21 protein-coding genes and 1 CRISPR repeat array are annotated in these 23,684 nt (G+C 73.4%); of the genes, 15 read left to right on the forward strand and 6 right to left on the reverse strand.

The features are described 5' to 3' along the window. The 8 genes from AB0J21_RS19170 to AB0J21_RS19205 all read left to right on the forward strand — a co-directional run bounded on the left by AB0J21_RS19170 (window position 1) and on the right by AB0J21_RS19205 (window position 11,253). On the forward strand, window positions 1-1,869 hold the full coding sequence (locus AB0J21_RS19170; protein WP_363147160.1) for a hypothetical protein: 1,869 nt from the start codon (window positions 1-3) through the stop codon (window positions 1,867-1,869). 33 nt (window positions 1,870-1,902) lie between these two features. Next, window positions 1,903-2,313 carry a hypothetical protein gene (locus AB0J21_RS19175; protein WP_363147161.1) on the forward strand — a complete coding sequence of 137 codons (411 nt, stop codon included), beginning with the start codon at window positions 1,903-1,905 and terminating at the stop codon, window positions 2,311-2,313. Between the two features lie 2 nt (window positions 2,314-2,315). Next, entirely contained in the window at window positions 2,316-3,203 is an 888-nt protein-coding gene (locus AB0J21_RS19180) for a hypothetical protein (protein ID WP_363147162.1), read from the forward strand. 114 nt (window positions 3,204-3,317) lie between these two features. Beyond that, window positions 3,318-3,584: a CRISPR direct-repeat array (repeat unit 24 nt; unit sequence GTGTGCCCCGCGCGTGCGGGGATG). A 179-nt stretch (window positions 3,585-3,763) separates the two neighbouring features. Next, a complete protein-coding gene (locus AB0J21_RS19185) occupies window positions 3,764-5,266 on the forward strand; it encodes an aldehyde dehydrogenase family protein (RefSeq protein ID WP_363147163.1) in 1,503 nt (500 codons plus the stop codon). Between the two features lie 125 nt (window positions 5,267-5,391). Then, a complete protein-coding gene (locus tag AB0J21_RS19190) occupies window positions 5,392-7,041 on the forward strand; it encodes a GMC oxidoreductase (RefSeq protein ID WP_363147164.1) in 1,650 nt (549 codons plus the stop codon). Continuing rightward, a complete protein-coding gene (locus AB0J21_RS19195) occupies window positions 7,038-8,276 on the forward strand; it encodes a glycine betaine/L-proline ABC transporter ATP-binding protein (protein WP_363147165.1) in 1,239 nt (412 codons plus the stop codon). Before AB0J21_RS19190 ends, AB0J21_RS19195 begins: the two co-directional genes overlap by 4 nt. Then, window positions 8,276-10,252, forward strand: a complete 1,977-nt coding sequence (locus AB0J21_RS19200) for an ABC transporter permease subunit (RefSeq protein ID WP_363147166.1) — start codon at window positions 8,276-8,278, stop codon at window positions 10,250-10,252. The genes AB0J21_RS19195 and AB0J21_RS19200 overlap by 1 nt, the downstream gene beginning before the upstream one ends. Before the next feature lie 119 nt (window positions 10,253-10,371). Beyond that, on the forward strand, window positions 10,372-11,253 hold the full coding sequence (locus AB0J21_RS19205; protein WP_363147243.1) for an ABC transporter substrate-binding protein: 882 nt from the start codon (window positions 10,372-10,374) through the stop codon (window positions 11,251-11,253). 273 nt (window positions 11,254-11,526) lie between these two features. On the opposite strand, the gene AB0J21_RS19210 is transcribed toward AB0J21_RS19205, so the two are convergent. Continuing rightward, complete coding sequence (locus tag AB0J21_RS19210; protein ID WP_363147167.1) at window positions 11,527-11,727, reverse strand: hypothetical protein; 201 nt, start codon at window positions 11,725-11,727, stop codon at window positions 11,527-11,529. A 69-nt stretch (window positions 11,728-11,796) separates the two neighbouring features. Next, window positions 11,797-12,318 (reverse strand): carboxymuconolactone decarboxylase family protein, encoded by a 522-nt coding sequence (locus tag AB0J21_RS19215; protein ID WP_363147168.1) that lies wholly within the window; start codon window positions 12,316-12,318, stop codon window positions 11,797-11,799. 46 nt (window positions 12,319-12,364) lie between these two features. On the opposite strand from AB0J21_RS19215, the gene AB0J21_RS19220 reads away from it, so the two are divergent. The 4 genes from AB0J21_RS19220 (at window position 12,365) to AB0J21_RS19235 (ending at window position 16,015) form a co-directional block, all read left to right on the forward strand. After that, window positions 12,365-13,807: a PLP-dependent aminotransferase family protein gene (locus AB0J21_RS19220; RefSeq protein WP_363147169.1), complete on the forward strand. Its 1,443-nt coding sequence runs from the start codon at window positions 12,365-12,367 to the stop codon at window positions 13,805-13,807. Next, window positions 13,716-14,042, forward strand: a complete 327-nt coding sequence (locus tag AB0J21_RS19225) for a hypothetical protein (protein WP_363147170.1) — start codon at window positions 13,716-13,718, stop codon at window positions 14,040-14,042. The genes AB0J21_RS19220 and AB0J21_RS19225 overlap by 92 nt, the downstream gene beginning before the upstream one ends. 279 nt (window positions 14,043-14,321) lie before the next feature. Next, window positions 14,322-14,624: a hypothetical protein gene (locus tag AB0J21_RS19230; protein WP_363147244.1), complete on the forward strand. Its 303-nt coding sequence runs from the start codon at window positions 14,322-14,324 to the stop codon at window positions 14,622-14,624. A gap of 203 nt (window positions 14,625-14,827) precedes the next feature. Next, a complete protein-coding gene (locus AB0J21_RS19235) occupies window positions 14,828-16,015 on the forward strand; it encodes a glutathionylspermidine synthase family protein (protein ID WP_363147245.1) in 1,188 nt (395 codons plus the stop codon). A gap of 31 nt (window positions 16,016-16,046) precedes the next feature. On the opposite strand, the gene rocD is transcribed toward AB0J21_RS19235, so the two are convergent. Together rocD and AB0J21_RS19245 are read right to left on the reverse strand one after the other, a co-directional pair. Beyond that, a complete protein-coding gene (rocD, locus tag AB0J21_RS19240; RefSeq protein WP_363147246.1) occupies window positions 16,047-17,264 on the reverse strand; it encodes an ornithine--oxo-acid transaminase in 1,218 nt (405 codons plus the stop codon). A 297-nt stretch (window positions 17,265-17,561) separates the two neighbouring features. Beyond that, the gene (locus AB0J21_RS19245) at window positions 17,562-17,996 is read right to left on the reverse strand and encodes a signal peptidase I (RefSeq protein ID WP_363147171.1); all 435 of its coding nucleotides are present in this window, start codon (window positions 17,994-17,996) and stop codon (window positions 17,562-17,564) included. 149 nt (window positions 17,997-18,145) lie between these two features. On the opposite strand from AB0J21_RS19245, the gene trpS reads away from it, so the two are divergent. Together trpS and AB0J21_RS19255 are read left to right on the forward strand one after the other, a co-directional pair. Then, a complete protein-coding gene (gene trpS / locus AB0J21_RS19250) occupies window positions 18,146-19,159 on the forward strand; it encodes a tryptophan--tRNA ligase (protein WP_363147172.1) in 1,014 nt (337 codons plus the stop codon). Between the two features lie 253 nt (window positions 19,160-19,412). Further along, the gene (locus AB0J21_RS19255; RefSeq protein ID WP_363147173.1) at window positions 19,413-19,994 is read left to right on the forward strand and encodes a 2'-5' RNA ligase family protein; all 582 of its coding nucleotides are present in this window, start codon (window positions 19,413-19,415) and stop codon (window positions 19,992-19,994) included. 43 nt (window positions 19,995-20,037) lie between these two features. Here the strand turns inward: AB0J21_RS19255 and AB0J21_RS19260 are convergent, their stop codons facing one another. Further along, window positions 20,038-20,793, reverse strand: a complete 756-nt coding sequence (locus AB0J21_RS19260) for a decaprenylphospho-beta-D-erythro-pentofuranosid-2-ulose 2-reductase (RefSeq protein ID WP_363147174.1) — start codon at window positions 20,791-20,793, stop codon at window positions 20,038-20,040. 240 nt (window positions 20,794-21,033) lie between these two features. Here AB0J21_RS19260 and AB0J21_RS19265 point away from each other — a divergent pair, with 240 nt between their 5' ends. Beyond that, window positions 21,034-22,116 (forward strand): YihY/virulence factor BrkB family protein, encoded by a 1,083-nt coding sequence (locus tag AB0J21_RS19265; RefSeq protein ID WP_363147175.1) that lies wholly within the window; start codon window positions 21,034-21,036, stop codon window positions 22,114-22,116. Between the two features lie 76 nt (window positions 22,117-22,192). On the opposite strand, the gene AB0J21_RS19270 is transcribed toward AB0J21_RS19265, so the two are convergent. Then, window positions 22,193-23,548, reverse strand: coding sequence for a D-alanyl-D-alanine carboxypeptidase (locus AB0J21_RS19270; RefSeq protein WP_363147247.1), 1,356 nt, complete (start codon window positions 23,546-23,548; stop codon window positions 22,193-22,195). Window positions 23,549-23,684: the final 136 nt, after the last annotated feature.

Consider the following 23,684-nt stretch of genomic DNA (forward strand, 5'->3'; position numbering starts at 1 on the left):
GTGAGCCAGCCCCCGTTCCCCCAGCAGTCCGGGGGGATGCCGGGACCCGCGGCTCCGGCCGTGCCCGCCCGCCCCCCGGTCCCGCCCGCCGCGAGCGAGGCGACCCGGCTGCTGTGCGTCGGCGTCCACCACGACCGGGCCTTCCGGGAGGCCGTCCTCGACGAGCTGTCCGAGCACGAGGAGCGGTTCGTCGCCCCCTCGGTCGGCATCGACGCGGGCCGGGTCCTGTCGCACGCGGCGCGGGCCCGCCGGAGCGAGGCGGCCTGGGCGGGCGGCATCCTCGCCGCGTGGGCGGCCGGAGTGGCCCTGACCGGCCCGCTGTTGCTCACGGCCATGTTCTGGAGCCTCGTCCTCGGTGTGGCCCGCTGGGTCCGGGGACGCGGCGCCCGCCCCTCCCTGCTGCGCCGCGTGGTGGCCTTCTACCTGCGCTGGAACGCCCGCGTCGTCCTCGCCTTCCTGATGGTCTTCGTGGCGGTCGTCGCGTTCGGCGGCTCCTCGGACGACTCCGCGAGCCCGGACGCGCAGTGGTCGCAGCAGGGGGACGAGTTCTCCGACGGCCCCGACCTCAGCGACTTCACGTGGCGACTGGTCAGCTCCGGCCTGGACATCCGGCGGGAGGACGCGGCGCTCATCCTCTTCGTCCTCGTCGTCGTGACGGCGCTCGTGGCCCTGCGGCGCGGGCAGTTCGCCCGGGTCGTCAGCAACGAACTGTCGCCGCGCCGCTTCCCGGTCGCCGCGAGCGACCCGGCGGAGACGAGCGCGGGCCGCCGCACGCAGTGGCTGCGGACCCGGCTGCGCGCCGAACAGCACCAGCCGCTCGTGATGTACGACGCGGCCCGCCCCTTCTGCGGATTCGGCTTCCCGTTCGCCACGTGGACGCTGGCCGTGGAGATGCGGCCCCGCAAGGACCGCGAGCCCGAACCGCTCGACAACGGCGCGATCCTGCGCCGGATAGTCCCGTTGCTCGAAGCGCTGCGCGTCCCCTCGCCGCGCGTGGACGCCCGCACGGCCGACACCGTCCTCGACCGCCTGCGCGAACTGGGCATCGACGAGTGCGTGTTCCTGCCCGCCGACCGGCTGGAGGCGCGCGACGGCGCCCCCTTCCACCCGCAGGCCCTCGAACAGCACCGTCTCGACGCCCTGGAGGAGGGCGGCGAGGCCCGGCGGCACTTCCTGCGCATCCGGGTCGGCGGCTGGGACGAGGAACTCGTGGTCACCGTGTTCGTGCGGGTCCACACGCAGGGCGGCATGCTGATGGCGGAGTTCGCCCCGCACCTGCTCACCCCCGTACGCCGCGAGTACCGGCAGGCGGAGCGGGACGCCCGCCGCCACATCAACAACTCCTGGCCGGGGCAGGTCGCCTGGGCCCTCACCCACATGCCGGTGTCGCTCGGGCAGTCCGTGCAGACCCTGGGCGTGTGGTTCGCCGTCGGGGTCCGCCGGCTGCTCTCCGGCAACGCGGGGGCACCCGCCGAGGGGCCCGCGGTCGCGATCCGGGAACTGGGCGCGGACGAGGACGTGTCCCTGTTCCAGGACATGGACGTCAGCCGCTACCTCAAGACGATCCAGGAACGGGTCGCGGGCGGGGTGACGCTCGCGCTGCACGAGGCGGGCTGGCAGACCGAGGAGTTCGAGCAGAAGATCATCAACGTCTCGGGCGGGGTGTACATCGACTCGGCGCGCGACAGCGCGATCGGCGTCGGCGACCACAACACCGTGAGCGCCGGGCGCACGAGCGGAACGACCAACACGGGCAAGGCCAGCGGTACGCGTGGCGCCGGCCAGGCGAGCGGTGCGAGTGGCGGGGGCGCGAAGGGCGGCGGCCCGGCGCCCGCCCCGGGCCCGAAGCCGCCGACGCCGCGACCATGAGGATGACGCCGTGACTTCGATCGGGGGAAGAACATGACACACACGCCCGGCACTTCGGGAACTTCGGACGCCTCTGCCGGCGGGCCGGGGCGGCCCACCGTGCACATCGGCTCGGTGGACAACAGCGCCGTCGGCATCGGCGACCACAACGTCGTCTCGAACGTACGCGGGGCGGGCCCCGCCACCGACCCCGCGCAGGCCGAACTGCTCGCCGCGATCCGCGCCCTGCGTGAGGACCTGGGCCGCTTCGTCGCGACGCCGCAGCACGAGGCGCTCGACGCCGAACTGTCGGCCGCCGAGGGGGAGATCGACGCTGCGGGCGCGGCCGCGCCCGGACGGCTCGCCCGTCTGCGCCAGGCCCTCGACCTCGCCGGACCCCTGACGGCGAGCCTCGCGTCCGGTGCCGCCGTCGCGCAGTCGCTCGCCGCGCTGCTGGGAGGCTGAGCATGGCCGCAGGCGCACCCCGCTGGAACGCGACCGCCCAGCGCTGGGAGACCGACGAGGCCCCACTGCCGTACCAGCCGCCGCCCCCGCCGCGCCCCGGGACCGCGCCGCTCGTGGCGCCCCCGCCGCTCGCGGAGTGGTCGGAGCCGGAGCCGCCGCAGGCCCCTGGACCGTACCGCCGGCCCGCCGGCCGGACCGTCGCCGTGGCGGTCGCCGCCGCGCTCGTCGTCGGCGGAGGCGTCGCCGCCTGGCTCACCTGGGGCACGGACGACGGCGACAGGACGCCCGCCGCCGCCCAGCGCGGCAAGGCCGCGACGAGCCCGCGCTACTACGCCTCCCCGGAGACGGACGAGGCGTCGGACCCGGAGCTGAGCGGGGCCGAGGACGACGTACCGGGCGAGGAGAGCAGCCCGTCCGGGGAGAGCCCCGGGCTGCCGGACGGCTTCGCGACCCACGAGGACCCCGCCGGGTTCACCGTCGCCGCGCCCGAGGACTGGAAGCGGTCGGAGAAGGACACCGGGGTGTTCTACACCGCGCCCGACGAGCGCAGCCTGCTCCAGATCTTCGTCGTCACCGAGGACGACCTGACCCCCGAGAAGGCCGTCACCCAGTCCTCGCGCGACCTGCGTTCCAGGACCGAGGGCTACCGCGAGATCGCCCTCGGCCCGGTGGACGGCGGCCCCGAGAACCCCGCCGGGGACGCCGCCGAGCTGACGTACGCGTACGAGAGCGAGAAGACCGGCGGCACGCGCGAGGTGATCGAGCGCGCGTTCACGGCGGTGGACGGCAAGCAGTACGCGGTCCTCGCCGCGGGCCCGAAGACGGACACCGACGAGCAGCGCGACATCTTGGACACGGCCCTGGCGCACTTCGTACCGGACGGCTACTGAGCCGCTGGCGCGGCGGGGGAGGGAGAGGGAGGCGAGGAGCTTCCCGGGGCGGGGCGGTTGTGCGAAAGTGGCGTGGAACGGCACCTGAGCGGCGGGAAACCGCAGGTCAGTGAGGGTGTGCCCCGCGCGTGCGGGGATGGTCCCTCGGATTCGCCGGCGGCGTCCGTCTCCAGGCTGTGTGCCCCGCGCGTGCGGGGATGGTCCCTGCTTCAGCAGCCAGACCACCGAGTGGCCGAGGTGTGCCCCGCGCGTGCGGGGATGATCCCGGCCGGATCCGCCCGACGCTCAAGCGATACGGGCGCTCCCCGCCGCGCGGGGCTGGTCCCTCGCCGCGCTGATGCGCGAGTTCGCGCTGCTGGTGCTCCCCGCGACAGCGGGGCCAAACGTGACCCGACCCACTCCCAGCCCCCCGTTCCGCATCTTTCCCGCCGCCCCGGGCAGGTGCTCCCGGTCGCACCCCGAGCCCGGGGTGCGCTTGTCGTGGCAGGTGCGAGGACGGGCCCGTGATCCGGGCGGCCCCGCCGCCACCGGCATCGTGCGAAGGGAAGGCAGAGATCGTCGTGTCGGCAGAAGAGACCATCCATGTGGGCGGACGGTGGCGGGCGGCCCTCGCCGGGGAGACGCGGGAGATCGTCGACCCGGCGGACGCCACCACCTTCGCCGTGGTCGCCGAGGGCGCCGAGGCGGACGCGGACGCCGCGATAACCGCCGCCCGCCGCGCCTTCGACGAGGGCCCCTGGCCGCACACCCCGGTCGCCGAGCGCGCCGCGCTGCTGCGCCGTACCGCCGTCCTGCTCCGCCGTGACCGGGAGGCGCTCGGGCTGCTGGAGAGCCGCGACGCGGGCAAGACCGTCGAGGAGGGGCGGGTCGACGTGGACTGCGTCGCCGACGCCTTCGACTACTTCGCCGACCTCGCCGCCGGGGAGAGCGCGGGCCGCGTCGTGGACGCCGGGACCGACAGCGTGCACAGCGTCGTCGTGTACGAGCCGGTCGGCGTGTGCGCGCTCATCACCCCGTGGAACTATCCGCTGCTCCAGGCGAGCTGGAAGGTGGCCCCGGCGCTCGTCGCGGGCAACACCTTCGTGCTGAAGCCCAGCGAGATCACCCCCCTGACGACGATCGCGCTGATCCGGCTGCTCGCCGAGGCCGGACTGCCCGACGGGGTCGCGAACCTCGTCACCGGGCCCGGCCACTCGGTCGGCGCCCGGTTCTGCGAGCACCCCGACGTCGACCTCGTGTCGTTCACCGGCGGGCTGCACAGCGGGACGAAGGTCGCGCGGTCCGCCGCCGACACCGTCAAGAAGGTGGCCCTCGAACTCGGCGGCAAGAACCCCAACGTCGTGTTCGCCGACGCCTGCGCCACCGAGGAGGGCTTCGACACCGCCGTCGACCAGGCGCTCAACGCCGCGTTCATCCACAGCGGCCAGGTCTGCTCGGCCGGGTCCCGGCTCATCGTCGAGGAGTCGGTGCGCGAACGCTTCGTCGCCGAACTCGCGCGCCGCGCGGCCAGGATCAGGCTCGGCCGGGGCACCGAGGACGGCGTCGAGTGCGGCCCGCTCGTCTCCCCGCAGCAGCTGGAGAAGACCGAGTACTACGTCGACGCGGCCCTCGCCGAGGGCGCCGTCGTCCGCAGCGGCGGCCGGCGCCCCGAGCCCTCCGCGACCCGCCCCGCGAACGGGTACTTCTACGAGCCGACCGTCCTCGACCAGTGCGAGCGCACGATGCGCGTCGTGCGCGAGGAGGTGTTCGGGCCGGTCCTGACCGTCGAGACCTTCACCACCGAGGACGAGGCCGTCGCCCTCGCCAACGACACCGAGTACGGGCTCGCGGGCGGCGTGTGGACCTCCGACGCGGGGCGCGCCCGCCGGGTCGCCGGACGGCTGCGGCACGGCACCGTGTGGATCAACGACTTCCACCCCTACCTGCCGCAGGCCGAGTGGGGCGGCTTCGGCAAGTCCGGGGTCGGACGCGAACTCGGCCCCTCCGGACTCGCCGAGTACCGCGAGGCCAAGCACGTCTACCAGAACCTCGACCCGAAGCCGGTCCGCTGGTTCGCGGGCTGACGCCCCCGCCGCGTACCGCCCCCGCCCCGCCCCACTCACCCCCTCCACTCAACCGCTCCCGTCGTCCAGCGCAGCACCTTCCGCGCAGCCTTGTCGCGCCCACCCAGCCAAGGAGCCCCCTCCCCATGCCTGAGAACCCCGTGACCGCAGCGAACCCCCTGCCGCAGAACCCGCCCGAAGGCGCCCCGGAGGAGTACCTGCCGGAGGAGTACCTGTACGACTACGTGGTCGTCGGCGGCGGCACCGCCGGATCGGTGATCGCCTCCCGGCTCACCGAGGACCCCGGCGTGCGCGTCGCCGTCGTCGAGGGCGGCCCCAGCGACGTCGACCGGCCCGAAGTACTCACCCTGCGCCGCTGGATGGGGCTGCTCGGCGGGGAACTCGACTACGACTACCCGACCACCGAACAGCCGCGCGGCAACTCCCACATACGGCACAGCCGCGCCCGTGTCCTCGGCGGCTGCTCCTCCCACAACACCCTCATCGCGTTCAAGCCGCTGCCCTCCGACTGGGACGAGTGGGCCGCGCTCGGCGCCGAGGGCTGGGACGCCGCGTCCATGGACCCGTACTTCGGCAAGCTGCGCAACAACATCGTGCCGGTCGGCGAGAAGGACCGGAACGCGATCGCCCGCGACTTCGTGGACAGCGCCCGCACCGCGCTCGGCGTCCCGCTCGTCGAGGGCTTCAACCGGGCGCCGTTCAAGGACGGCGCCGGGTTCTTCGACCTCGCGTACCACCCGGAGGACAACAAGCGTTCCTCCGCCTCCGTCGCCTACCTGCACCCCTTCCTCGACCGGCCCAACCTCCGTGTCCTGCTGGAGACCTGGGCGCACCGCCTGGAGTTCGAGGACGGCCGGGCCAGTGGTGTGCACATCCGCACGAAGGACGGCGCGGAACAGGTCCTGCGCGCCCGGCGGGAGATCGTGGTGTGCGCGGGCGCCGTGGACACCCCGCGCCTGCTGCTGCACTCCGGGGTCGGTCCGCGCGCCGGCCTCGAAGCGCTCGGCATCCCCGTCGTGCACGAACTGCCGGGCGTCGGCGAGAACCTGCTCGACCACCCCGAGTCGGTCATCGTGTGGGAGACCGACGGGCCGATACCGGAGAACTCCGCGATGGACTCCGACGCCGGTCTGTTCGTCCGCCGCGACCCCGGGTCCCCCGGACCCGACCTGATGTTCCACTTCTACCAGATCCCCTTCACCGACAACCCCGAACGCCTCGGCTACCAACGGCCCGAGCACGGCGTGTCGATGACCCCCAACATCCCCAAGCCGCGCAGCCGGGGCCGCCTCTACCTCACGAGCGCCGACCCGGCCGTCAAACCCGCCCTCGACTTCCGGTACTTCACCGACGAGGAGGACCACGACGGCCGCACCCTCGTCGACGGCATCCGCCTCGCCCGCCGCGTCGCCGAGACCGAACCCCTCAAGGGCTGGCTCAAGCGCGAGGTGTGCCCCGGCCCCGAGGTCACGAGCGACGAGGACCTGAGCGCGTACGCCCGCAGCGTCGCGCACACCGTCTACCACCCCGCCGGAACCTGCCGCATGGGCGCGGTCGACGACGAAGCGGCCGTGGTGGACCCGCGGTTGAAGATCCGGGGGCTGTCCGGCATCCGGATCGCCGACGCCTCCGTCTTCCCGACCATGCCCGCGGTGAACCCGATGATCGGAGTGCTCATGATCGGTGAGAAGTGCGCGGAACTCCTGGTGCAGGCACACGGGTTGGTGGCGGAGGCCGGTTCGGACGCGCTTCCGGACGGAGGTGCGGGCCGATGAGTACCGCAGCCACCCCGGCCGCCGCCGGTCCCGACCCGTCCGGTGCCGATCCCGCCGGTCCCGACCCGTCCGGTGCCGCCCCCGCCGGTGCCGACCCGTCCGGCGAGCGGCCCGTCTTCGCCGTACGCGACCTGTGGAAGGTCTTCGGGCCGAAGGCCGAACGCGTCCCGCAGGACGAGGAGCTGGCCGCGCTCGAACCGGCCGCCCTGCGGGAGCGCACCGGCTGCACGGCCGCCGTGCGCGAGGTGTCCTTCGAGGTCGCCAGGGGTGAGGTCTTCGTCGTCATGGGCCTGTCCGGCTCCGGGAAGTCGACGCTGGTGCGCTGTCTGACCCGGCTGATCGAACCCACCTCGGGCCGCATCGAGATCGACGGCGAGGACGTGCGCGCCATGGACCGGGCCCGGCTGCGCAGACTGCGCCGCCACCGCGCCGCGATGGTCTTCCAGCACTTCGGGCTGCTCCCGCACCGCACCGTCCTCGACAACGTCGCCTACGGCCTCGAAATCCAGGGCATGGGCCGCGCCGAACGCCGCGCCAAGGCCGCCGAGGTCATCGAGAAGGTCGGGCTCGGCGGATTGGAGCGGCGCAGGCCCGGGCAGCTCTCCGGCGGTCAGCAGCAGCGCGTCGGGCTCGCCCGCGCCCTTGCCGTCGACCCCGAAGTCCTGCTGTTCGACGAGCCGTTCAGCGCCCTCGACCCGCTGATCCGGCGCGAGATGCAGGACGAGGTGGTCCGCCTCCACCAGGAGGAGGGCCGCACCATGGTCTTCATCACCCACGACCTCAACGAGGCCCTGCGCCTGGGCGACCGCATCGCCCTCATGCGCGCCGGACGCGTCGTCCAGATCGGCACGCCCGAGGAGATCGTCGGCTCGCCCGCCGACGACTACGTGCGCGAGTTCGTCCGGGACGTCCCGCGCGAGCAGGTCCTCACGGTGCGCGGGGCGATGCGCCCGCCGGCGCCCGGCGAGCGGGCCGACGGGCCCGCCCTCGCGCCCGGTACGACCGTCTCCGAGGCGATCGAGGCCGTCGCCCGCACCGGGGAACCCGCCGCCCGCGTCATGGACGGCGGACGCCTCCTCGGCCTTGTCGACCGCGAGGCGCTGCTCGCCGTCGTCGCCGGAGTCGAGGTGCGGCGGGGGCAGGCTCCGGAGCACACCGAGCACCACGGCGCCGCGTCCGGCCCGGGCGCCGGCCCGGGTACACCCGGCCAGGGCCCCGGCGAGGTGGTCGCCTGATGGCCGCTTCCGCTTCCGCCTCCGCCGCCCCGGCCACCGCGCCGTCCGCCCCGCGCTCCTGGCTGCGCCACCGGGCGCTCGGCAAGCTGCTGGTCCTCGCCGGGCTCGCCGCCGTCCTGGGACCCGTCGCGCACGCCCACTGGGCGAGCGGTGCGTGGCCGCACGCCCTGACCGTCGACCTGTCGCAGCCGCTCGGCCGGGCCAGCGACTGGATCATCGACAACCGCGACAGCCACCCGCTGTTCCTCTACTTCCTCGGCCACGTCAGCAACGCCGTCGTCGTGTGCGTCCGCGCCGTCTACCTCGTGCTGCTCGCGGCGGGCTGGGCCGGGGTGACCGCCGCCGCCGGACTGATCGCGTGGCGGGTCGCGCACGTACGGCTCGCGCTCACCACCGTCGTCGCCCTCCTCGTGTGCGGGGCGCTCGGCATGTGGGTGCCGACCATGCAGACGCTCGCCCTCATGGCCGTCGCCGTCCTCGCCTCCGTCGTCGTCGGCGGACTGCTCGGCCTCGCCGCCGGACTGTCCGACCGCACCGACCGCGCGCTGCGGCCCGTCCTCGACACGATGCAGACGCTGCCCGCCTTCGCGTACCTCCTGCCGGTCGTCCTCGTGTTCGGCATCGGCGTGCCCGCCGCCGTCCTCGCGACCGTCGTCTACGCGGCCCCGCCGATGGCCCGGCTCACCTCGCTCGGACTGCGCGGCGCCGACACCGGCGTCATGGAGGCCGTGACCTCGCTCGGCGCGACCGGCCGCCAGCGCCTGCTGAGCGCACGACTGCCGCTGGCCCGCAAGGAACTCCTGCTCGGCCTCAACCAGACCATCATGATGGCGCTGTCGATGGCCGTCATCGCCTCCGTGATCGGCGCGGGCGGCCTCGGCGACCGCGTCTACCAGGCGCTCGCCTCCGTCGACGTCGGCGCCGCGCTCGCCGCGGGCGTCCCCATCGTGCTGCTCGCCGTCGTCCTCGACCGCACGACCGCCGCCGCGGGCGAGAACCTGGGCTCCGGCGCCGAGGACGGCTCACCGCTGCGCGGGGCGCGCGGCTGGGGCCTCGCCGCCGCCGCGACCCTCGTCGTCGCCCTCGCCGTACGCGGCCTCGGCCGGCTCGACTGGCCCGACTCGTGGACGTACGGCATCGCGGCACCCGTCAACCGCGTCGTGGACTGGATGACCGGCCACCTCTACTCCGGGGTGCCGGTGATCGGCGGCACCGCCGACTGGGCCGCGCGCTTCACCACCTGGGGCCTCGACCCGCTGCGCGACGGGCTCCAGTGGCTGCCCTGGTGGGCGGTGCTGCTCCTCGTCGCCGCGCTCGCCTGGCTCATCGGGACCTGGCGCACCGCGCTGACCGCCGTCCTCGCGATGGCCGCGATCGGCGTGCTCGGCAAGTGGAACGACTCCCTGGACACGCTGTCCCAGGTGCTCGCCGCCGTCCTCGTGACCCTCGTCATCGGCTTCGCCGTAGGCATCGCCGCCGCGCGCAGCGCCCGCGTGGACCGCCTGCTGCGGCCCGTGCTCGACGTGTTCCAGACGATGCCGCAGTTCGTGTACCTCATCCCGGTCGTCGCCCTGTTCGGCGTCGGCCGCGCCCCCGCCGCCGCGGCGGCCGTGATCTACGCGCTGCCCGCCGTCGTCCGGATCACCGCGCAGGGCGTACGGGACGTCGACGCGGGCGCCCTCGAAGCGGCCAGGTCGCTCGGCGCGAGCAGCGGACAACAACTGCGCCAGGTCCAACTGCCGCTCGCCCGCCGCTCCTTGCTGCTGGCCGTCAACCAGGGCGTGGTGCTGACCCTCGCCGTCGTCATCATCGGCGGGCTGGTGGGCGGTGGCGCGCTCGGCTACTCCGTCGTCTACGGCCTCGCGCAGGGCGACCTCGCGACCGGACTGGTGGCCGGGGTCGCCATCGTGTGCCTGGGCCTGATGCTCGACCGGGTCACCCAGCCGACGGCCCGCCGTACCCGGAAGGCAGCGTGAGGACCGTGCGTATCCGCCCCCGCCAACTCTCCAACCCGTCCACCGCGCACGGCAGAAGGGCTGCCGTCCTGCTCGGCGCGGGCGTCGTGCTCCTCGCCACCGGCTGCGGGGCCGCCGACATGACCAGGCAGCCCTCGCCGTACGCCAACGCCAAGGGCGCGAAGACGGTGACGCTGTCCGTGCAGTCCTGGGTCGGCGCGCAGGCCAACGTGGCCGTCGCCCAGTACCTCCTGGAACACGAACTCGGCTACCGCGTCGACACCGTCCAGGTCGACGAGGTGCCCGCGTGGGACGCGCTCAGCCAGGGCCGCGTCGACGCGATCCTGGAGGACTGGGGCCACCCCGAGCAGGAACAGCGGTACGTCAAGGACAAGAAGACCATCGAGGCGGCCGGAGACCTCGGCGTCACCGGGCACATCGGCTGGTACGTCCCGACGTACTTCGCGAAGCAGCACCCGGACGTCACCGACTGGAAGAACCTCAACAAGTACGCCGACCAGCTGCGCACCCCCGAGAGCGGCGGCAAGGGCCAGCTCCTCGACGGCTCACCCTCGTACGTCACCAACGACAAGGCCCTCGTCAAGAACCTCAAACTCGACTACCAGGTCGTCTTCGCCGGCTCCGAGGCCGCGCAGATCACCCAGATGAAGCAGTTCGCCAAACAGAAGAAGCCGTACCTCACCTACTGGTACCAGCCGCAGTGGCTCTTCGAGAAGGTCCCGATGACCGAGGTGAAACTGCCCGCGTACCGGGAGGGCTGCGACAAGGACACGCAGAAGATCACCTGCGCCTATCCGCAGACCCCGCTCCAGAAGTACCTGAACGCCGACTTCGCGAAGAGCGGCGGGAAGGCGGCCGCCCTCCTCAAGCACATGAAGTGGACGACCAAGGAACAGAACGAGGTCTCCCTCATGATCGCCGACCGGAAGATGTCCCCGCAGGACGCGGCGGAGAAGTGGGTCGACGAGAACCGCGCCACCTGGGAGAAGTGGCTCAAGTAGCGCGGGTGGTACGGGTGGTGTGGGCGGACGCAGCCGCCGACCGCACGGCGAAGCGCGCCGGCCGGAGGGAAGAGGCGTCCCTCCGGCCGGCGCGCTTCGCTGTGCGGCGGGGCCTGTGGCGGCTTCTGTCTGTACGGGTCCTGCGGGTCGCGCGGGCCCGGAGACCCGGGTGGCGGGTCACGGCGGTACTCAACGGTCGCGGGCCCATGGCGGTCACGGAGACGGAGTGGTCGGCGTCTCCCGGAGCGGACCCGGTGGACGTGCCGCCCCTGGTCACCAGGCGTTCGCCTCGGTGCCGAGATCCTCGTCCACCAGGCGTCCCGCGTCGGAACGCGCCCGCTCCAGCCACTGCTCGCGTTCCAGCAGGCGCAGCGCGCGGCGCACCACGTCTGCGGTGCCCTCGCCCTCGCGCATGACGGACGCGATGACGCGCTCGTCCTCGGGGGAGGGCCTGAACTCCATGGTGCTCGCCACAGCGCCCAGGCTAGCCAGGCACGTACGGCCCGCGCGACAGGCGCCGGACCGGATGGGATCGTCCAGCCGTCAGTGCTTCCCCGGCGTGTAGTGCCCCGGGACCATGCGGGTCGTGACCGCGAAGCGGTTCCACGCGTTGATCGCCGTGATCGCGGCGACCAGGTGGGCCAGTTCCGTCTCGTCGAACTCGGCGGCGGCCTTCGCCCACACCTCGTCGGGGACGAAACCGTCGGTCAGGACGGTGATCGCCTCGGCCAGCTCGATCGCGGCGATCTCGCGGGAGGTGTAGAAGTGCTTCGACTCCTCCCACGCGCTGAGCTGGACGATCCGCTCGACCGATTCGCCGGCGGCCAGCGCGTCCTTGGTGTGCATGTCGATGCAGAAGGCGCAGTGGTTGAGCTGCGAGGAACGGATCTTCACCAGTTCCAGGACGGTCGGGTCGATGTTCTTCCGGGTCGCCGCGTCGAGCCGGACCATCGCCTTGTAGACCTCGGGGGCCCGCTCGGCCATGCTCAGCCGCGGGGTGTGCTCCGGGAGGTAGGTGCCGGACGCGGACTTCGTGCCGTTCTGCTGTGCTTCGTTCACGCTCATGGCTCCACCTTAGGGAGCGGGCGGCCCGCGTGTATGGTCCATTCCCATGCCGGATTCATGGGCCAATGGCGGCGTCGACCTCCACCTCGACACCTCGGTGCGGGCGGCGGCGGAGGGCGGGGACGGCGGGGCGCGGCGCGCGGGCGTCCGCGCGGCGCTGATGGCGGCGCTGCGCGAGGCGGTCCGCTCCGGCCGGCTCGCGCCCGGCACCCGGCTGCCCTCCTCGCGCGGCCTCGCCGCCGACCTCGGCCTCGCGCGCAACACCGTCGCCGACGCCTACGGGGAACTCGTCGCCGAGGGCTGGCTCACCGCCCGCCAGGGCTCCGGCACCCGGGTCGCCGCCCGCACCTCCCCGCTGCCCGAGGCGCGCCCCGCCCGTCCGGCCCGCACCCGGCCGGGACCCGTCCACGACCTCAAGCCCGGCAGCCCCGACCTGGCGTCCTTCCCGCGCTCCGCGTGGCTGCGGGCGGCCCGCAAGGCGCTCACCCTCGCGCCCAACGACGCCTTCGGCTACGGCAACGGCGACGGGCGCCCCGAACTGCGCGGCGCCCTCGCCGACTACCTGGCCCGCGCCCGCGGCGTGCGCACCTCGCCCGACCGGGTCCTGGTGTGCGCCGGCTTCGGCCAGGGCCTGCGGCGGATCGCCGGCTGGCTGTACCGGCGCGGGGCCCGCGAGATCGCCGTGGAGGCGTACGGGCTCGACATCCACTGGAAGATCCTCACCGAGGCCGGGCTGCGGGTGCGTCCCCTGCCCTTCGACGCGCTCGGCACCGACCCCACCCCGCTCGGCCACGCCGACGCCGTCCTGCTCACCCCGGGCCACCAGTTCCCGACCGGCGGCTCCCTGCACTCCGACCGCCGGGCCGCCGTCGTCGACTGGGCCCGCGAACGGGGCGCGCTGATCCTGGAGGACGACTACGACGGGGAGTTCCGCTACGACCGGCAGCCCGTCGGCGCGCTCCAGGGCCTCGACCCCGACCACGTCGTCTACCTCGGCACCGCCAGCAAGTCGCTGGCCCCGGGGCTGCGCCTGGGCTGGACGGTCCTGCCCCACTCCCTCGCCCGGGAACACCGGGCCGACGCGTACGCGGACACCGGCTGGAGCGTCGGCACCACCGAGCAGCTGACCCTCGCGGAGTTCCTGACCTCGGGCGCGTACGACCGCCACGTACGCGCGATGCGGCTGCGCTACCGCCGCCGCCGCGACGAACTCGTCACCGCGATCGCCGAACGCGCCCCCGACGTGCGCGTCGCCGGAATCGCCGCGGGACTGCACGCCGTCCTCGCCCTGCCCGAGGGCACCGAACACTCCGTCGTCCAGGCCGCCACCTGGCAGGGCCTCGCCCTGGAGGGCCTGACCCGCTTCCGCCACCCCGACGGCGACTTCTCCGGCCGCCGTGTCACCGACGGCCTCGTCGTCGGCTTCGGCACCCCGCCCGACCACGCCTGGACGGGCGCCCTGGAAGCACTGTGCCGGGTGCTGCCGTGAGGGGTGCGGGCAAGGCTCAGCGGCGGTCCACGTCCCCGCCCGCGTCCCCGTCCTCCGGGTAGAGGCCGCGCTCCTGGTGCGCCCGGACGGCCGCGTCGCCTGGGCCGCCGGCCGGGAGGAGAGCGTCGGGGCGGCCGGTGGGCTGGGCACCGCCCTGGGGCGGTGGTTCGGGGAGAGCGGGACGCCGATCCCTGATGAGGGACTGGCGGGTTCCGGCCCCGAGTCCCTACGCTGAGCGGCGGTTACCGAGGCCCGTCACGGGGGCACGAGGAATGCGCGCGCACGCCGAGCGCGTACGGCGTGACACATGAAGACGGCTACGACCACGGTCACAAGTACGGGGGAGCACATGACGCAGACGCAGCGCGCGCCGCGCGTGGTGGAGGACGGCAGGGCGAAGGACGCCGAAGGGCCGGGCGCCGGGGACGAGACCGGCGAGGAGCTCGCGCGGGCCGCCGCCGGGAGCCTCGCCGCTCCGCGCCGGTTGCGGTCGAGCACGGTCGTCCTCGGCGGCATGGGCGTACTCGCGATGGCGCTCGCCGCGTGCGGCAGCGACCCCGACCGGCGGTGCGTGGACCGCGACAGCTACACCGTCGACGGCTACAAGATCCTCGGCTCCAAGGACTGCAAGCCCTCCGGCGGCGGCAAGGACCGGACCACCAGGGCCGCCGGCGCCACCGCGGCCCGGCCCGCCTGGTACTACGGCTCCGAGGCCCACGGCAGCCGCGCGAGCGACGGCACCTTCTCCCGCGACGGGGCCATCCAGCGCGGCGGCCTCGGCTGCGACGACGATGACGACGGCAGCGGCGGCGGCTGACCAGCGGCGGTAGCGGTATCGGCAGCGGCCGAGCGGGGCGGACGGGCGGCGGCCGGTACGGACGGGCCGCCGAAGAGACGTGCGACAACGCACGTACGACAAGGCGTGTACGGCGACGGACGCATGACAAGGCACGTACGACAACGCACGTGCGACACGGCATGTATGACAACGCACGTACGACGACGGGGGACAGGCACACCATGCGGCGCCGCACCATCGCACCACGGCCGGGCTGGCAGCGGATCGTCGAGGAGCAGGGGCTGATCTACCCCCTCACCCGCTACCCGGACGACTCGCTGCGCCCCTACTGGGACGAGAGCGCCTACTACGCGTTCACCCTCCCGGAGGTCGAGGCGCTGGAGGAGGTGGTCGAGGAACTGCACGCCATGTGCCTGGCCGCCGCCGACTTCATCGTCAGGGAGGACCGCTTCCACGACCTCGGCCTCACCGACCCCAGGCAGGCCGGACTGGTCGCGGAGGCCTGGCGGCGGCGGGCCGAACTCCCCTCCCTGTACGGGCGTTTCGACCTGCGCTACGACGGGAGCGGCCCCGCCAAGCTCCTGGAGTACAACGCCGACACGCCCACCTCCCTCGTGGAGGCGGCGAGCCCGCAGTGGTTCTGGATGGAGGACCGCTTCCCCGGCGCCGACCAGTGGAACTCGCTGCACGAACGGCTCGTCGCCGCGTGGAAGAACCAGTCCGCGCTGCTCCCGCCGGGCCCCGTGTACTTCGCGCACTCCGTCGCCGACAAGCTCGGCGAGGACCTCATGACGGTCGCCTACCTGCGGGAGACCGCCGAACAGGCGGGCCTGGAGACCGAGGCCATCGCGATGGAGGACATCGGCTGGGACCCGCTGTCGGGACGGTTCGTGGACCTCGGCCTCAAGTTCGTCCGCAGCTGCTTCAAGCTCTACCCGTGGGAGTGGCTCGCGACCGACCGCTTCTCCGGCCACGTCCAGGACACCCTGGACAACGGCGGCGGCACCGGCTCCACCCTGTGGATCGAACCGGCCTGGAAGATGCTGCTCTCCAACAAGGCGCTGCTCGCGATCCTGTGGGAGCTGTACCCCGGCCACCCCAACCTGCTGCCCGCCTACCTCGACGGCCCCCGCGAACTCGCCACCACCGGCTGGGTCACCAAGCCCCTGCTGGGCCGCGAGGGCGCCGGGGTCACCGTGCACGAGGCGGGCACCCCCGTCCCCGGCCGGGACCCGTCGGCCGAGGCGTGCTGCTACCAGGCGCTCGCCCCGCTGCCCGTGTTCGACGGCAACCGGGTCGTGCTCGGCGCCTGGGTGGTCGAGGACGAGGCGGCGGGCCTCGGCATCCGCGAGTCCGCCGGCCTCGTCACCGACGAGTACGCGCGCTTCCTGCCGCACGTCATCCTCTGACAGACCCCCGGGGGCCCAGAGGTCACGGCCTTCACGGCCGCCGGGACAGCACCTCCCGCAGCTGCGCGAGGCCCCAGTCGAGGTCCTCCTCGCTGATCACCAGCGGCGGGGCGAGCCGGATCGTCGAACCGTGCGTGTCCTTGACGAGCACGCCCCGTTCCATGAGCCGCTCGGAGATCTCCCGCCCCGTGCCGTACGACGGGTCGACGTCCACCCCGGCCCACAGCCCGCGCCCGCGCACCGCCCGCACCGCGTCGCCCTCCTCGGCGAGCAGGCCCAGCGTGCGGTGCAGACGGTGGCCCAGCTCCGTCGCCCGGCGCTGGAACTCGCCGCTCTCCAGCAGGTCGATCACCTCCAGCGCCACGGCGCAGGCCAGCGGGTTCCCGCCGAAGGTCGAACCGTGCTCACCCGGCCTGAAGACGCCGAGCACCGGCCACGAGGACACCACGGCCGAGACCGGGACCACCCCGCCGCCCAGCGCCTTGCCCAGCACGTACATGTCGGGGACGACGCCCTCGTGCTCGCACGCGAAGGTACGGCCGGTGCGGCCCAGGCCCGACTGGATCTCGTCGGCGATGAACAGCACCCCGCGCTCCCGGGTCAGTTCGCGCACCGCCGGCAGATAGCCCTCGGGCGGCACGATCACCCCGGCCTCGCCCTGGACCGGCTCCAGCAGCACCGCCACCGTGTTGTCCGTGAGCGCCTCGCGCAGCGAGGTGAGATCGCCGTACGGGACGATGTCGAAGCCCGCCGTGTACGGGCCGTAGTCGGCGCGCGCCTCGTGGTCGGTCGAGAAGCTCACGATGGTCGTGGTCCGGCCGTGGAAGTTGTTGCCCGCCACGATGATCTTGGCCATGCCCTCCGGCACGCCCTTGACCCGGTAGCCCCATTTGCGGGCCGTCTTCACCGCCGTCTCGACGGCCTCCGCCCCGGTGTTCATCGGCAGCACCGCGTCCATGCCGCACAGCGCCGCGAGCCGGGTGCAGAAGTCCGCGAAACGGTCGTGGTAGAAGGCCCGCGAGGTGAGCGTGACCCGCTCCAGCTGGGCCTTCGCCGCCTCGATCAGCCGGCGGTTGCCGTGCCCGAAGTTGAGCGCCGAGTACCCGGCCAGCATGTCCAGGTAGCGGCGGCCCTCGACGTCCGTCATCCACGCGCCCTCGGCCTCGGCGACGACGACCGGCAGCGGATGGTAGTTGTGCGCGCTGTGCGCCTCGGCCGCGGACACCGCTTCGGCGGTCGCGGCGCTCACCGCGGTGGCCGGCTCGTCGGGGTGCTGGCCGGGGGAAAGATGGCTCGACACGGGGTCTCCGTCCGTCCGAAGTACGGGGCTGGGCCGATGGGTCCGGTGGGTCCGATGGTGTGGTGCCCCTCGTTGTATCGTCGCGCGCCCCGCCGACGAAGAAACCCCCCGTGCGTGGGCGCGCCCGGACACGGACCGTGCGTGGGCGAGGCCGGACGGACGGCCGCTCCCGTATCCGGACGGACGGACGCTCCCGTATCCGGACGGACGGACGCCCCGCGAACCGCCCCCGCCCCGCCCCTCGCCTCAGCCCCGCTCGACCGCGTACCCCGGCACCGAGGGCCAGCGCACGGTCAGGACGACGGACTCCTCCTCCGCCGTCCACGAGTGGTCCACGCCCCTGCCCCACACCACGTAGTCGCCCTGTTCCTCCAGGAGCACGCTGCGGCCCGGCAGCTCGACCCGGAAACGGCCGCTGATCAGGACGAGCAGCGCCTCCCTGACCTCCCCGTGCACCCACTCGGCCCGGGTCTCGCCCGGCGGGTGCACGCCCCACTTGATCTCCACGGCCTCGCTGTGCCGGGGATCGCCCTCGGGCTTGAAGTGGCCCAGCAGCCACCCCCGGTCCAGCGCCGCGTCCTTGCCCGCCTTGCCGACGTACACCAGCTGTTCGGCTTGCCCTGCTCGTTCCGCTTGTTCCGTACCGGCGGGCCCGGCGGCCCGCTTCCCGCTCTCGTCCATGCCCCGGACGGTACCGGGGGACCGGCCGCACCTCGCGCGCGACCGCCCGGGCGCGCGGACGACCCGCCGGACGGGGCCGCCGAAACGCGCCTGAAGTGTGCACGGCACCTGTCCCCGGACCGTGAGAGGCACCTGAGAGAATGGGCCCCATGGCCTCTGAACGTTCTCGTGTGCTCTCCGGAATCCAGCCCAGCGCGGGCTCGTTCCACCTCGGCAACTACCTCGGTGCGGTCCGCCAGTGGGTGGCACTCCAGGACACGCACGACGCCTTCTACATGCTGGCCGACCTGCACGCGATCACCGTGCCGCAGGCCCCCGCCGACCTGCGTGCCAACACCCGGCTCGCCGCCGCGCAGATCCTGGGCGCCGGCCTGGACCCCGAGCGCTGCACCCTGTTCGTGCAGAGCCACGTGCCCGAGCACGCCGAACTGGGCTGGGTCATGAACTGCCTCACCGGCTTCGGCGAGGCGGCCCGGATGACGCAGTTCAAGGACAAGTCGGCGAAGCAGGGCACCGAGGGCACCTCGGTCGGCCTCTTCACCTACCCCGTGCTCCAGGTCGCCGACATCCTCCTCTACCAGGCCCATCAGGTCCCGGTCGGCGAGGACCAGCGCCAGCACATCGAGCTGACCCGGGACCTCGCGGAGCGTTTCAACGGGCGGTACGGCGAGACCTTCACGGTCCCGGACGCGTACATCCTGAAGGAGACCGCGAAGATCTACGACCTCCAGGAACCGGCGAACAAGATGAGCAAGTCGGCCTCCTCGGTCAAGGGCCTGATCAACCTCATGGACGAGCCGAAGGTCACCGCCAAGAAGGTGAAGAGCGCCGTCACCGACACCGACACCGTCGTGCGCTACGACCCGGTGGGCAAGCCCGGCGTCAGCAACCTGCTCGGCATCTACTCCAACCTGACCGGCGCGAGCATCGCCGAGCTGGAGCAGAAGTACGACGGCAAGATGTACGGCGCCCTCAAGACGGACCTCGCCGAGGTCGTCGTGGACTTCGTCACCCCGTTCCGGGCCCGCACCCAGGAATATCTGGACGACCCCGAGACGCTGGACTCGATCCTGGCCAAGGGCGCGGAGAAGGCGCGCACCGTCGCCGCCGAGACCCTCGCCCAGGTGTACGACAAGGTGGGGTTCCTCCCCGCCAAGCGCTGAGCCGGGCCGCGCCCCGGGCGGGCCCCCCGGTGAGCGGCCGGCGGGCGCCCGCCCCGCGCACGGCTCACGCGCTCGGCGCGTACGGCGCACGGGCCGCGCGTGACACCAGGCACACACCGTGGGGCTTGGCCGTGCGCGGCCCCGAGCGCGACACTGGCCGTACAGCGGGAGCACAGGGACATCGGGACGGGGACACAGCCCCGGCGGCCCGGCGAAGGACCGCAGGACTGAACCGAAGAGATCGGAGTAGGACGTGGGGACCGTAACGCTCGGCGTTTCGATCGCGGTCCCGGAGCCTTACGGCAGCCGGCTCCAGCGGCTGCGCGCGGACTTCGGTGATCCCGCTGCGCACGGCATCCCCACGCACGTCACGCTGCTCCCGCCGACCGAGGCGGAGACCGACGTGCTGCCCGCCGTCGAGACGCACCTCGCGGAGGTCGCCGCGGCCGGGCGCGCCTTCCCGATGCGGCTGTCCGGCACCGGCACCTTCCGGCCCCTCTCCCCGGTCGTCTACGTCCGCGTCGTCGAGGGCGCGGACGCCTGCACCTGGCTCCAGAAGCAGGTCAGGGACGCCTCCGGACCGATCGCCAGGGAACTCCAGTTCCCGTACCACCCGCACGTCACCGTCGCCCACGGCATCGCGGAGGACGCGATGGACCGGGCCTTCGAGGAGCTGTCGGACTACTCGGCCGCCTGGGACTGCACCGGCTTCGGCCTGTACGAACAGGGCGCCGACGGGGTGTGGCGGCAGCTGCGCACCTTCTTCTTCGGCGCCACCGGCGTGCCCGCGCAGGCCGGGGTGCCCACGAGCGAGGGCAGCCACCCCATCAGCTGACCCCCGGGGCCGGGCATCCGCCGCCCCGGGGCCTCGCGTCAGGTCACAGCGGCAGGCGGCGGAACAGGGCGCGCGGTACGAGGCGCACCCCCGCCATGACGACGCGCAGCAGTCCGGGCACCCACACCGTCTCCGCGCCGCGCCGCAGCCCGGACTCGACGGCCTCGGCCACGGCCTCCGGGGTCGTGGAGAGCAGCCCCTCGTCCGGTTCCACCGCCTTGCGCGAACGCACCGGGCCCGGCCGTACGACCATGACCCGCACCCCGGTCCCGTACAGCGCGTCGCCCAGGCCCTGCGCGAAGGAGTCGAGGCCCGCCTTCGAGGAGCCGTAGATGAAGTCGGACCTGCGGGCCCGCTCCCCGGCCACCGAGGACAGCACGACGAGCGTGCCGTGCCCCTGCGCCTGGAGCGCCATCCCGCACACCAGGCCCGCCGAGACCGCGCCCGTGTAGTTGGTCTGCGCGACGCGGACGGCGGCCGGCGGGTCGGCCTCGTCGTTGAGCTGGTCGCCGGCCACCCCGAAGGCCAGCAGGACGAGGTCCACGGGCCCCTCCGCGAACACCTTGCCGAGGGCCTCCTCGTGCCCTTCGGGGTCCAGCGCGTCGAAGGCGACGGTGCGCACCTCCGCGCCCAGCGCGCGCAGCTCGCGGGCCGCCGAGTCCAGCGCGGGGGAGAGCCGGCCGGCCAGCCACACCGTGCGGGTGCGGCGGCCGATCATCCGCCGGGCCGTGGCGAGACCCAGCTCCGAGGTGCCGCCCAGGATCAACAGGGAGCGGGGCGGTCCGATCGCGTCCTTCATGGGCCGGGCTCCTCCAGAGGGAGAGGGGGCAGGGAACCTGACGGCGACCGTATCGCCGCACACCAGTCGAATACGCCCAAACCGACGGAAAACTCACCGGATCGGCCCATCGCTCGCGCGCGCGACGGCGTGCCGGAGTGCCGTGCCGGGGTCGTGGGCAGATGACGGCGTGAACCTGGCGGCCGTGCCCCTTTTCCGGGGTACCCGAAGAACGGCGCTCCCCCGGAGGGCGGACACGGCATGGACTTCCTCACCAGACTTCCCGGCGTCGGGCCGTACATCGCCCGCGCGATGCGGACCCACGTCTACCGCTCGTACGAACGGCTCGACGCGGTGAAGTGGACGCGGCTGGCCGCCGCGATGACCTTCACGAGCTTCCTCGCGGTCTTCCCGCTCATCTCGGTGGCCGCCGCGCTCGTCGCGGGCACGGCGGGGCCGGACGAGGTCGCCGACCTCCAGGACCGGGTCAAGGAGCAGATCCCCGGCATCGCCGACCAGCTCGACCTCCAGGGGCTCGTCGACAACGCGGGCACGGTCGGGATCGTCGCCGGTGCGCTGCTGCTGTTCACCGGGATCAACTGGGTCGGCTCGATGCGCGAGTGCCTGCGCGTGGTGTGGGAGGTCCCGGAGGACGAGGGCAACCCGCTGCTGCGCAAGGTCAAGGACGCGGGGGTCCTCGTGGGGCTCGGCGGGGCCGGACTGCTCTCGGCCGTCGCCTCCACGCTCTCGTCCACGGCGATCGGCTGGAGCGCCCGGCAGCTCGGCATCGAGGAGAGCGCGGCCGGGGGCGTCCTCCTGCGGGTCCTGGCCTTCGCGGTCGCCGTCCTCGCCGACTTCCTGCTGCTCCTGTACGTCCTGAGCCTGCTGCCCGGCGTGCACCCGGACCGGCGTTCGCTGGTCTTCGCCTCCGCCATCGGCTCGATCGGTTTCGAACTGCTGAAACTGCTGATCGGCGGCTACATCAGCGGTGTCGCCGCGAAGAACACGTACGGGGCCTTCGGCGTCCCCGTCGCCCTGCTCCTGTGGATCAACTTCACCGCGAAACTGCTGCTGTACTGCGCGGCCTGGTCGGCGACCAAGCACACGCGGGAGATGAAGGAGGAGTGGGCGCAGGGCGACCCGCTCGGGGAGGACGGGCCGGACGGGCCGGACGGGCCGGTCGGGCCGGTCGAGAAGACCCCGGAGGTGCCGGAGGGAGCGGAGGAGTCCGTTGTGCCTCCAGTCGGCCCGGCCACGCGTCCCCTCGGCCCCGTCGCGTCCTGGGAGGCGAACGGCGCGACCCGTGCGGCGAGCGCGAAGCGGGGCGCCGCCGGGGAGGACTGAGCGCGGCGGACGCCCCCGGGAAGGGAGCCGTCCGCCGCGCGCCGCCGGTGCCTCAGCCGGTATCCCGGCCGGGGCCTCAGTCCTGTCCGCCGCCCCCGCCCGGGAGCGGACGCCGGCGCCGTACGACGTACACGACGCCGCCGAGCACGACGAGCGTGCCGCCGGTGATCGCGAGGGCCGTGCCCAGGCCGCCGGAGCCCTCGGTGGGGCCGGAGGCGGAGGCCTGGCCCGCGCCGCCCGCCTTGGTGTCGCCGCCGTGCGAGCCGCCCTCCTGCTTCGCGCGGGCCTTCGCCTGCTCGGCGAGGACGCTGCGCGGGGCGACCAGCTCACCGACCGGCGTGACCTTTCCGTCGGCCTCGAACCCCCAGTCGAGCAGGCGCCCGGCCTCCTTGTAGACGGCCTGCGGCTCGTCCGGCTCCGGGTGCATGACGGTGACCAGGAGCTGGCGGCCGTCGTGTTCGGCGAGCCCCGTGTAGGTCGCGCCCGCGTTGGTCGTGTTGCCGTTCTTGACGCCCGCGATGCCCGGGTACTTGTCGAGCCCGGGGGCGCCGGTCAGCAGGCGGTTGGTGTTCTGGATGCCGAAGTGCTCGCGCTTGCGGGTGTCCGTGGAGGCCTTGGCACCCGACTGCCCCGACCCGGCCTGCCCGGTGTCGGCACCGGTGTCGGCGGGGGTCTCCTGAGCGCCCTCGTCGTCCTTGTCCTTCTTGCTCTTCGCGTACAGCCCGGGGAACTCGGCGTAGGCGGTCGAGCAGTACTCCCGGAAGTCCTTCTTCTTCAGGCCGTTGCGGGCGAACAGCGTCAGGTCGTACGCGCTCGACACCTGGCCCTTCGCGTCGTACCCGTCCGGGGTGACGACGTGCGTGTCCTCGGCCTGGAGGTCGTCCGCGTGCGCCTGCATGTCCTTGACGGTCGCGTCGACCCCGTGGTTCATCGAGGACAGGACGTGCACCGCGTCGTTGCCCGAGCGCAGGAACACGCCGAGCCACAGATCGTGCACCGAGTAGGGCAGGTCCTCCTTGATGCCGACCAGACTGGACCCGGCGCCGATGCCCGCGAGGTCGTTCAGGCTGACCCGGTGCACCTGGTCCTTCGGGAACTTCGGCAGCAGGGTGTCCGCGAAGAGCATCTTCAGGGTGCTGGCCGGGGCGAGCCGCCAGTGCGGGTTGTGGGCCGCGAGGATCTGCCCGGACTCGGCGTCGGCCACCAGCCAGGAACGCGCGGACACCTTCTTCGGCAGCGCGGGCGCCCCCGCCTTCCGGTCCACCTGGGTGCCGGGGCGGGCCAGCCGCGCCCCTCCCACGTCGGACATCGACGCCGGAGGGCGGGGAACCTTCGGCTTCTGCGGACCCTCGTCCGCGAAGGCGCTGGTGGCGGCGGTCACGGGAAGCACGGAGAGCGCCGTCGCCGACAGCACGGACAACACGGACAGCACGGAGGCACGGGCGGTCAAGGAGCGCGCCGATGCGGGCTTTTTGGAGGCAGGCACGCTCAGGAACGTACATCCCGTGGCGGGGGAGGCAAGTTGCGAGCCCCTGATCGTTGGGCCGTCCGCAGTACTCGCCCGCGTG

The organism is Streptomyces sp. NPDC049954 (assembly GCF_040656295.1).
GTDB lineage: Bacteria > Actinomycetota > Actinomycetes > Streptomycetales > Streptomycetaceae > Streptomyces.

Coding starts and splice junctions, on each gene's coding strand:
- AB0J21_RS19175 (WP_363147161.1), top strand. CDS start 1,903: ATGACACACACGCCCGGCACTTCGGGAACTTCGGACGCCTCTGCCGGC.
- AB0J21_RS19180 (WP_363147162.1), top strand. CDS start 2,316: ATGGCCGCAGGCGCACCCCGCTGGAACGCGACCGCCCAGCGCTGGGAG.
- AB0J21_RS19190 (WP_363147164.1), top strand. CDS start 5,392: ATGCCTGAGAACCCCGTGACCGCAGCGAACCCCCTGCCGCAGAACCCG.
- AB0J21_RS19195 (WP_363147165.1), top strand. CDS start 7,038: ATGAGTACCGCAGCCACCCCGGCCGCCGCCGGTCCCGACCCGTCCGGT.
- AB0J21_RS19200 (WP_363147166.1), top strand. CDS start 8,276: ATGGCCGCTTCCGCTTCCGCCTCCGCCGCCCCGGCCACCGCGCCGTCC.
- AB0J21_RS19205 (WP_363147243.1), top strand. CDS start 10,372: ATGACCAGGCAGCCCTCGCCGTACGCCAACGCCAAGGGCGCGAAGACG.
- AB0J21_RS19215 (WP_363147168.1), bottom strand. CDS start 12,318: ATGAGCGTGAACGAAGCACAGCAGAACGGCACGAAGTCCGCGTCCGGC.
- AB0J21_RS19220 (WP_363147169.1), top strand. CDS start 12,365: ATGCCGGATTCATGGGCCAATGGCGGCGTCGACCTCCACCTCGACACC.
- AB0J21_RS19230 (WP_363147244.1), top strand. CDS start 14,322: ATGGGCGTACTCGCGATGGCGCTCGCCGCGTGCGGCAGCGACCCCGAC.
- AB0J21_RS19235 (WP_363147245.1), top strand. CDS start 14,828: ATGCGGCGCCGCACCATCGCACCACGGCCGGGCTGGCAGCGGATCGTC.
- AB0J21_RS19245 (WP_363147171.1), bottom strand. CDS start 17,996: ATGGACGAGAGCGGGAAGCGGGCCGCCGGGCCCGCCGGTACGGAACAA.
- trpS (WP_363147172.1), top strand. CDS start 18,146: ATGGCCTCTGAACGTTCTCGTGTGCTCTCCGGAATCCAGCCCAGCGCG.
- AB0J21_RS19260 (WP_363147174.1), bottom strand. CDS start 20,793: ATGAAGGACGCGATCGGACCGCCCCGCTCCCTGTTGATCCTGGGCGGC.
- AB0J21_RS19265 (WP_363147175.1), top strand. CDS start 21,034: ATGGACTTCCTCACCAGACTTCCCGGCGTCGGGCCGTACATCGCCCGC.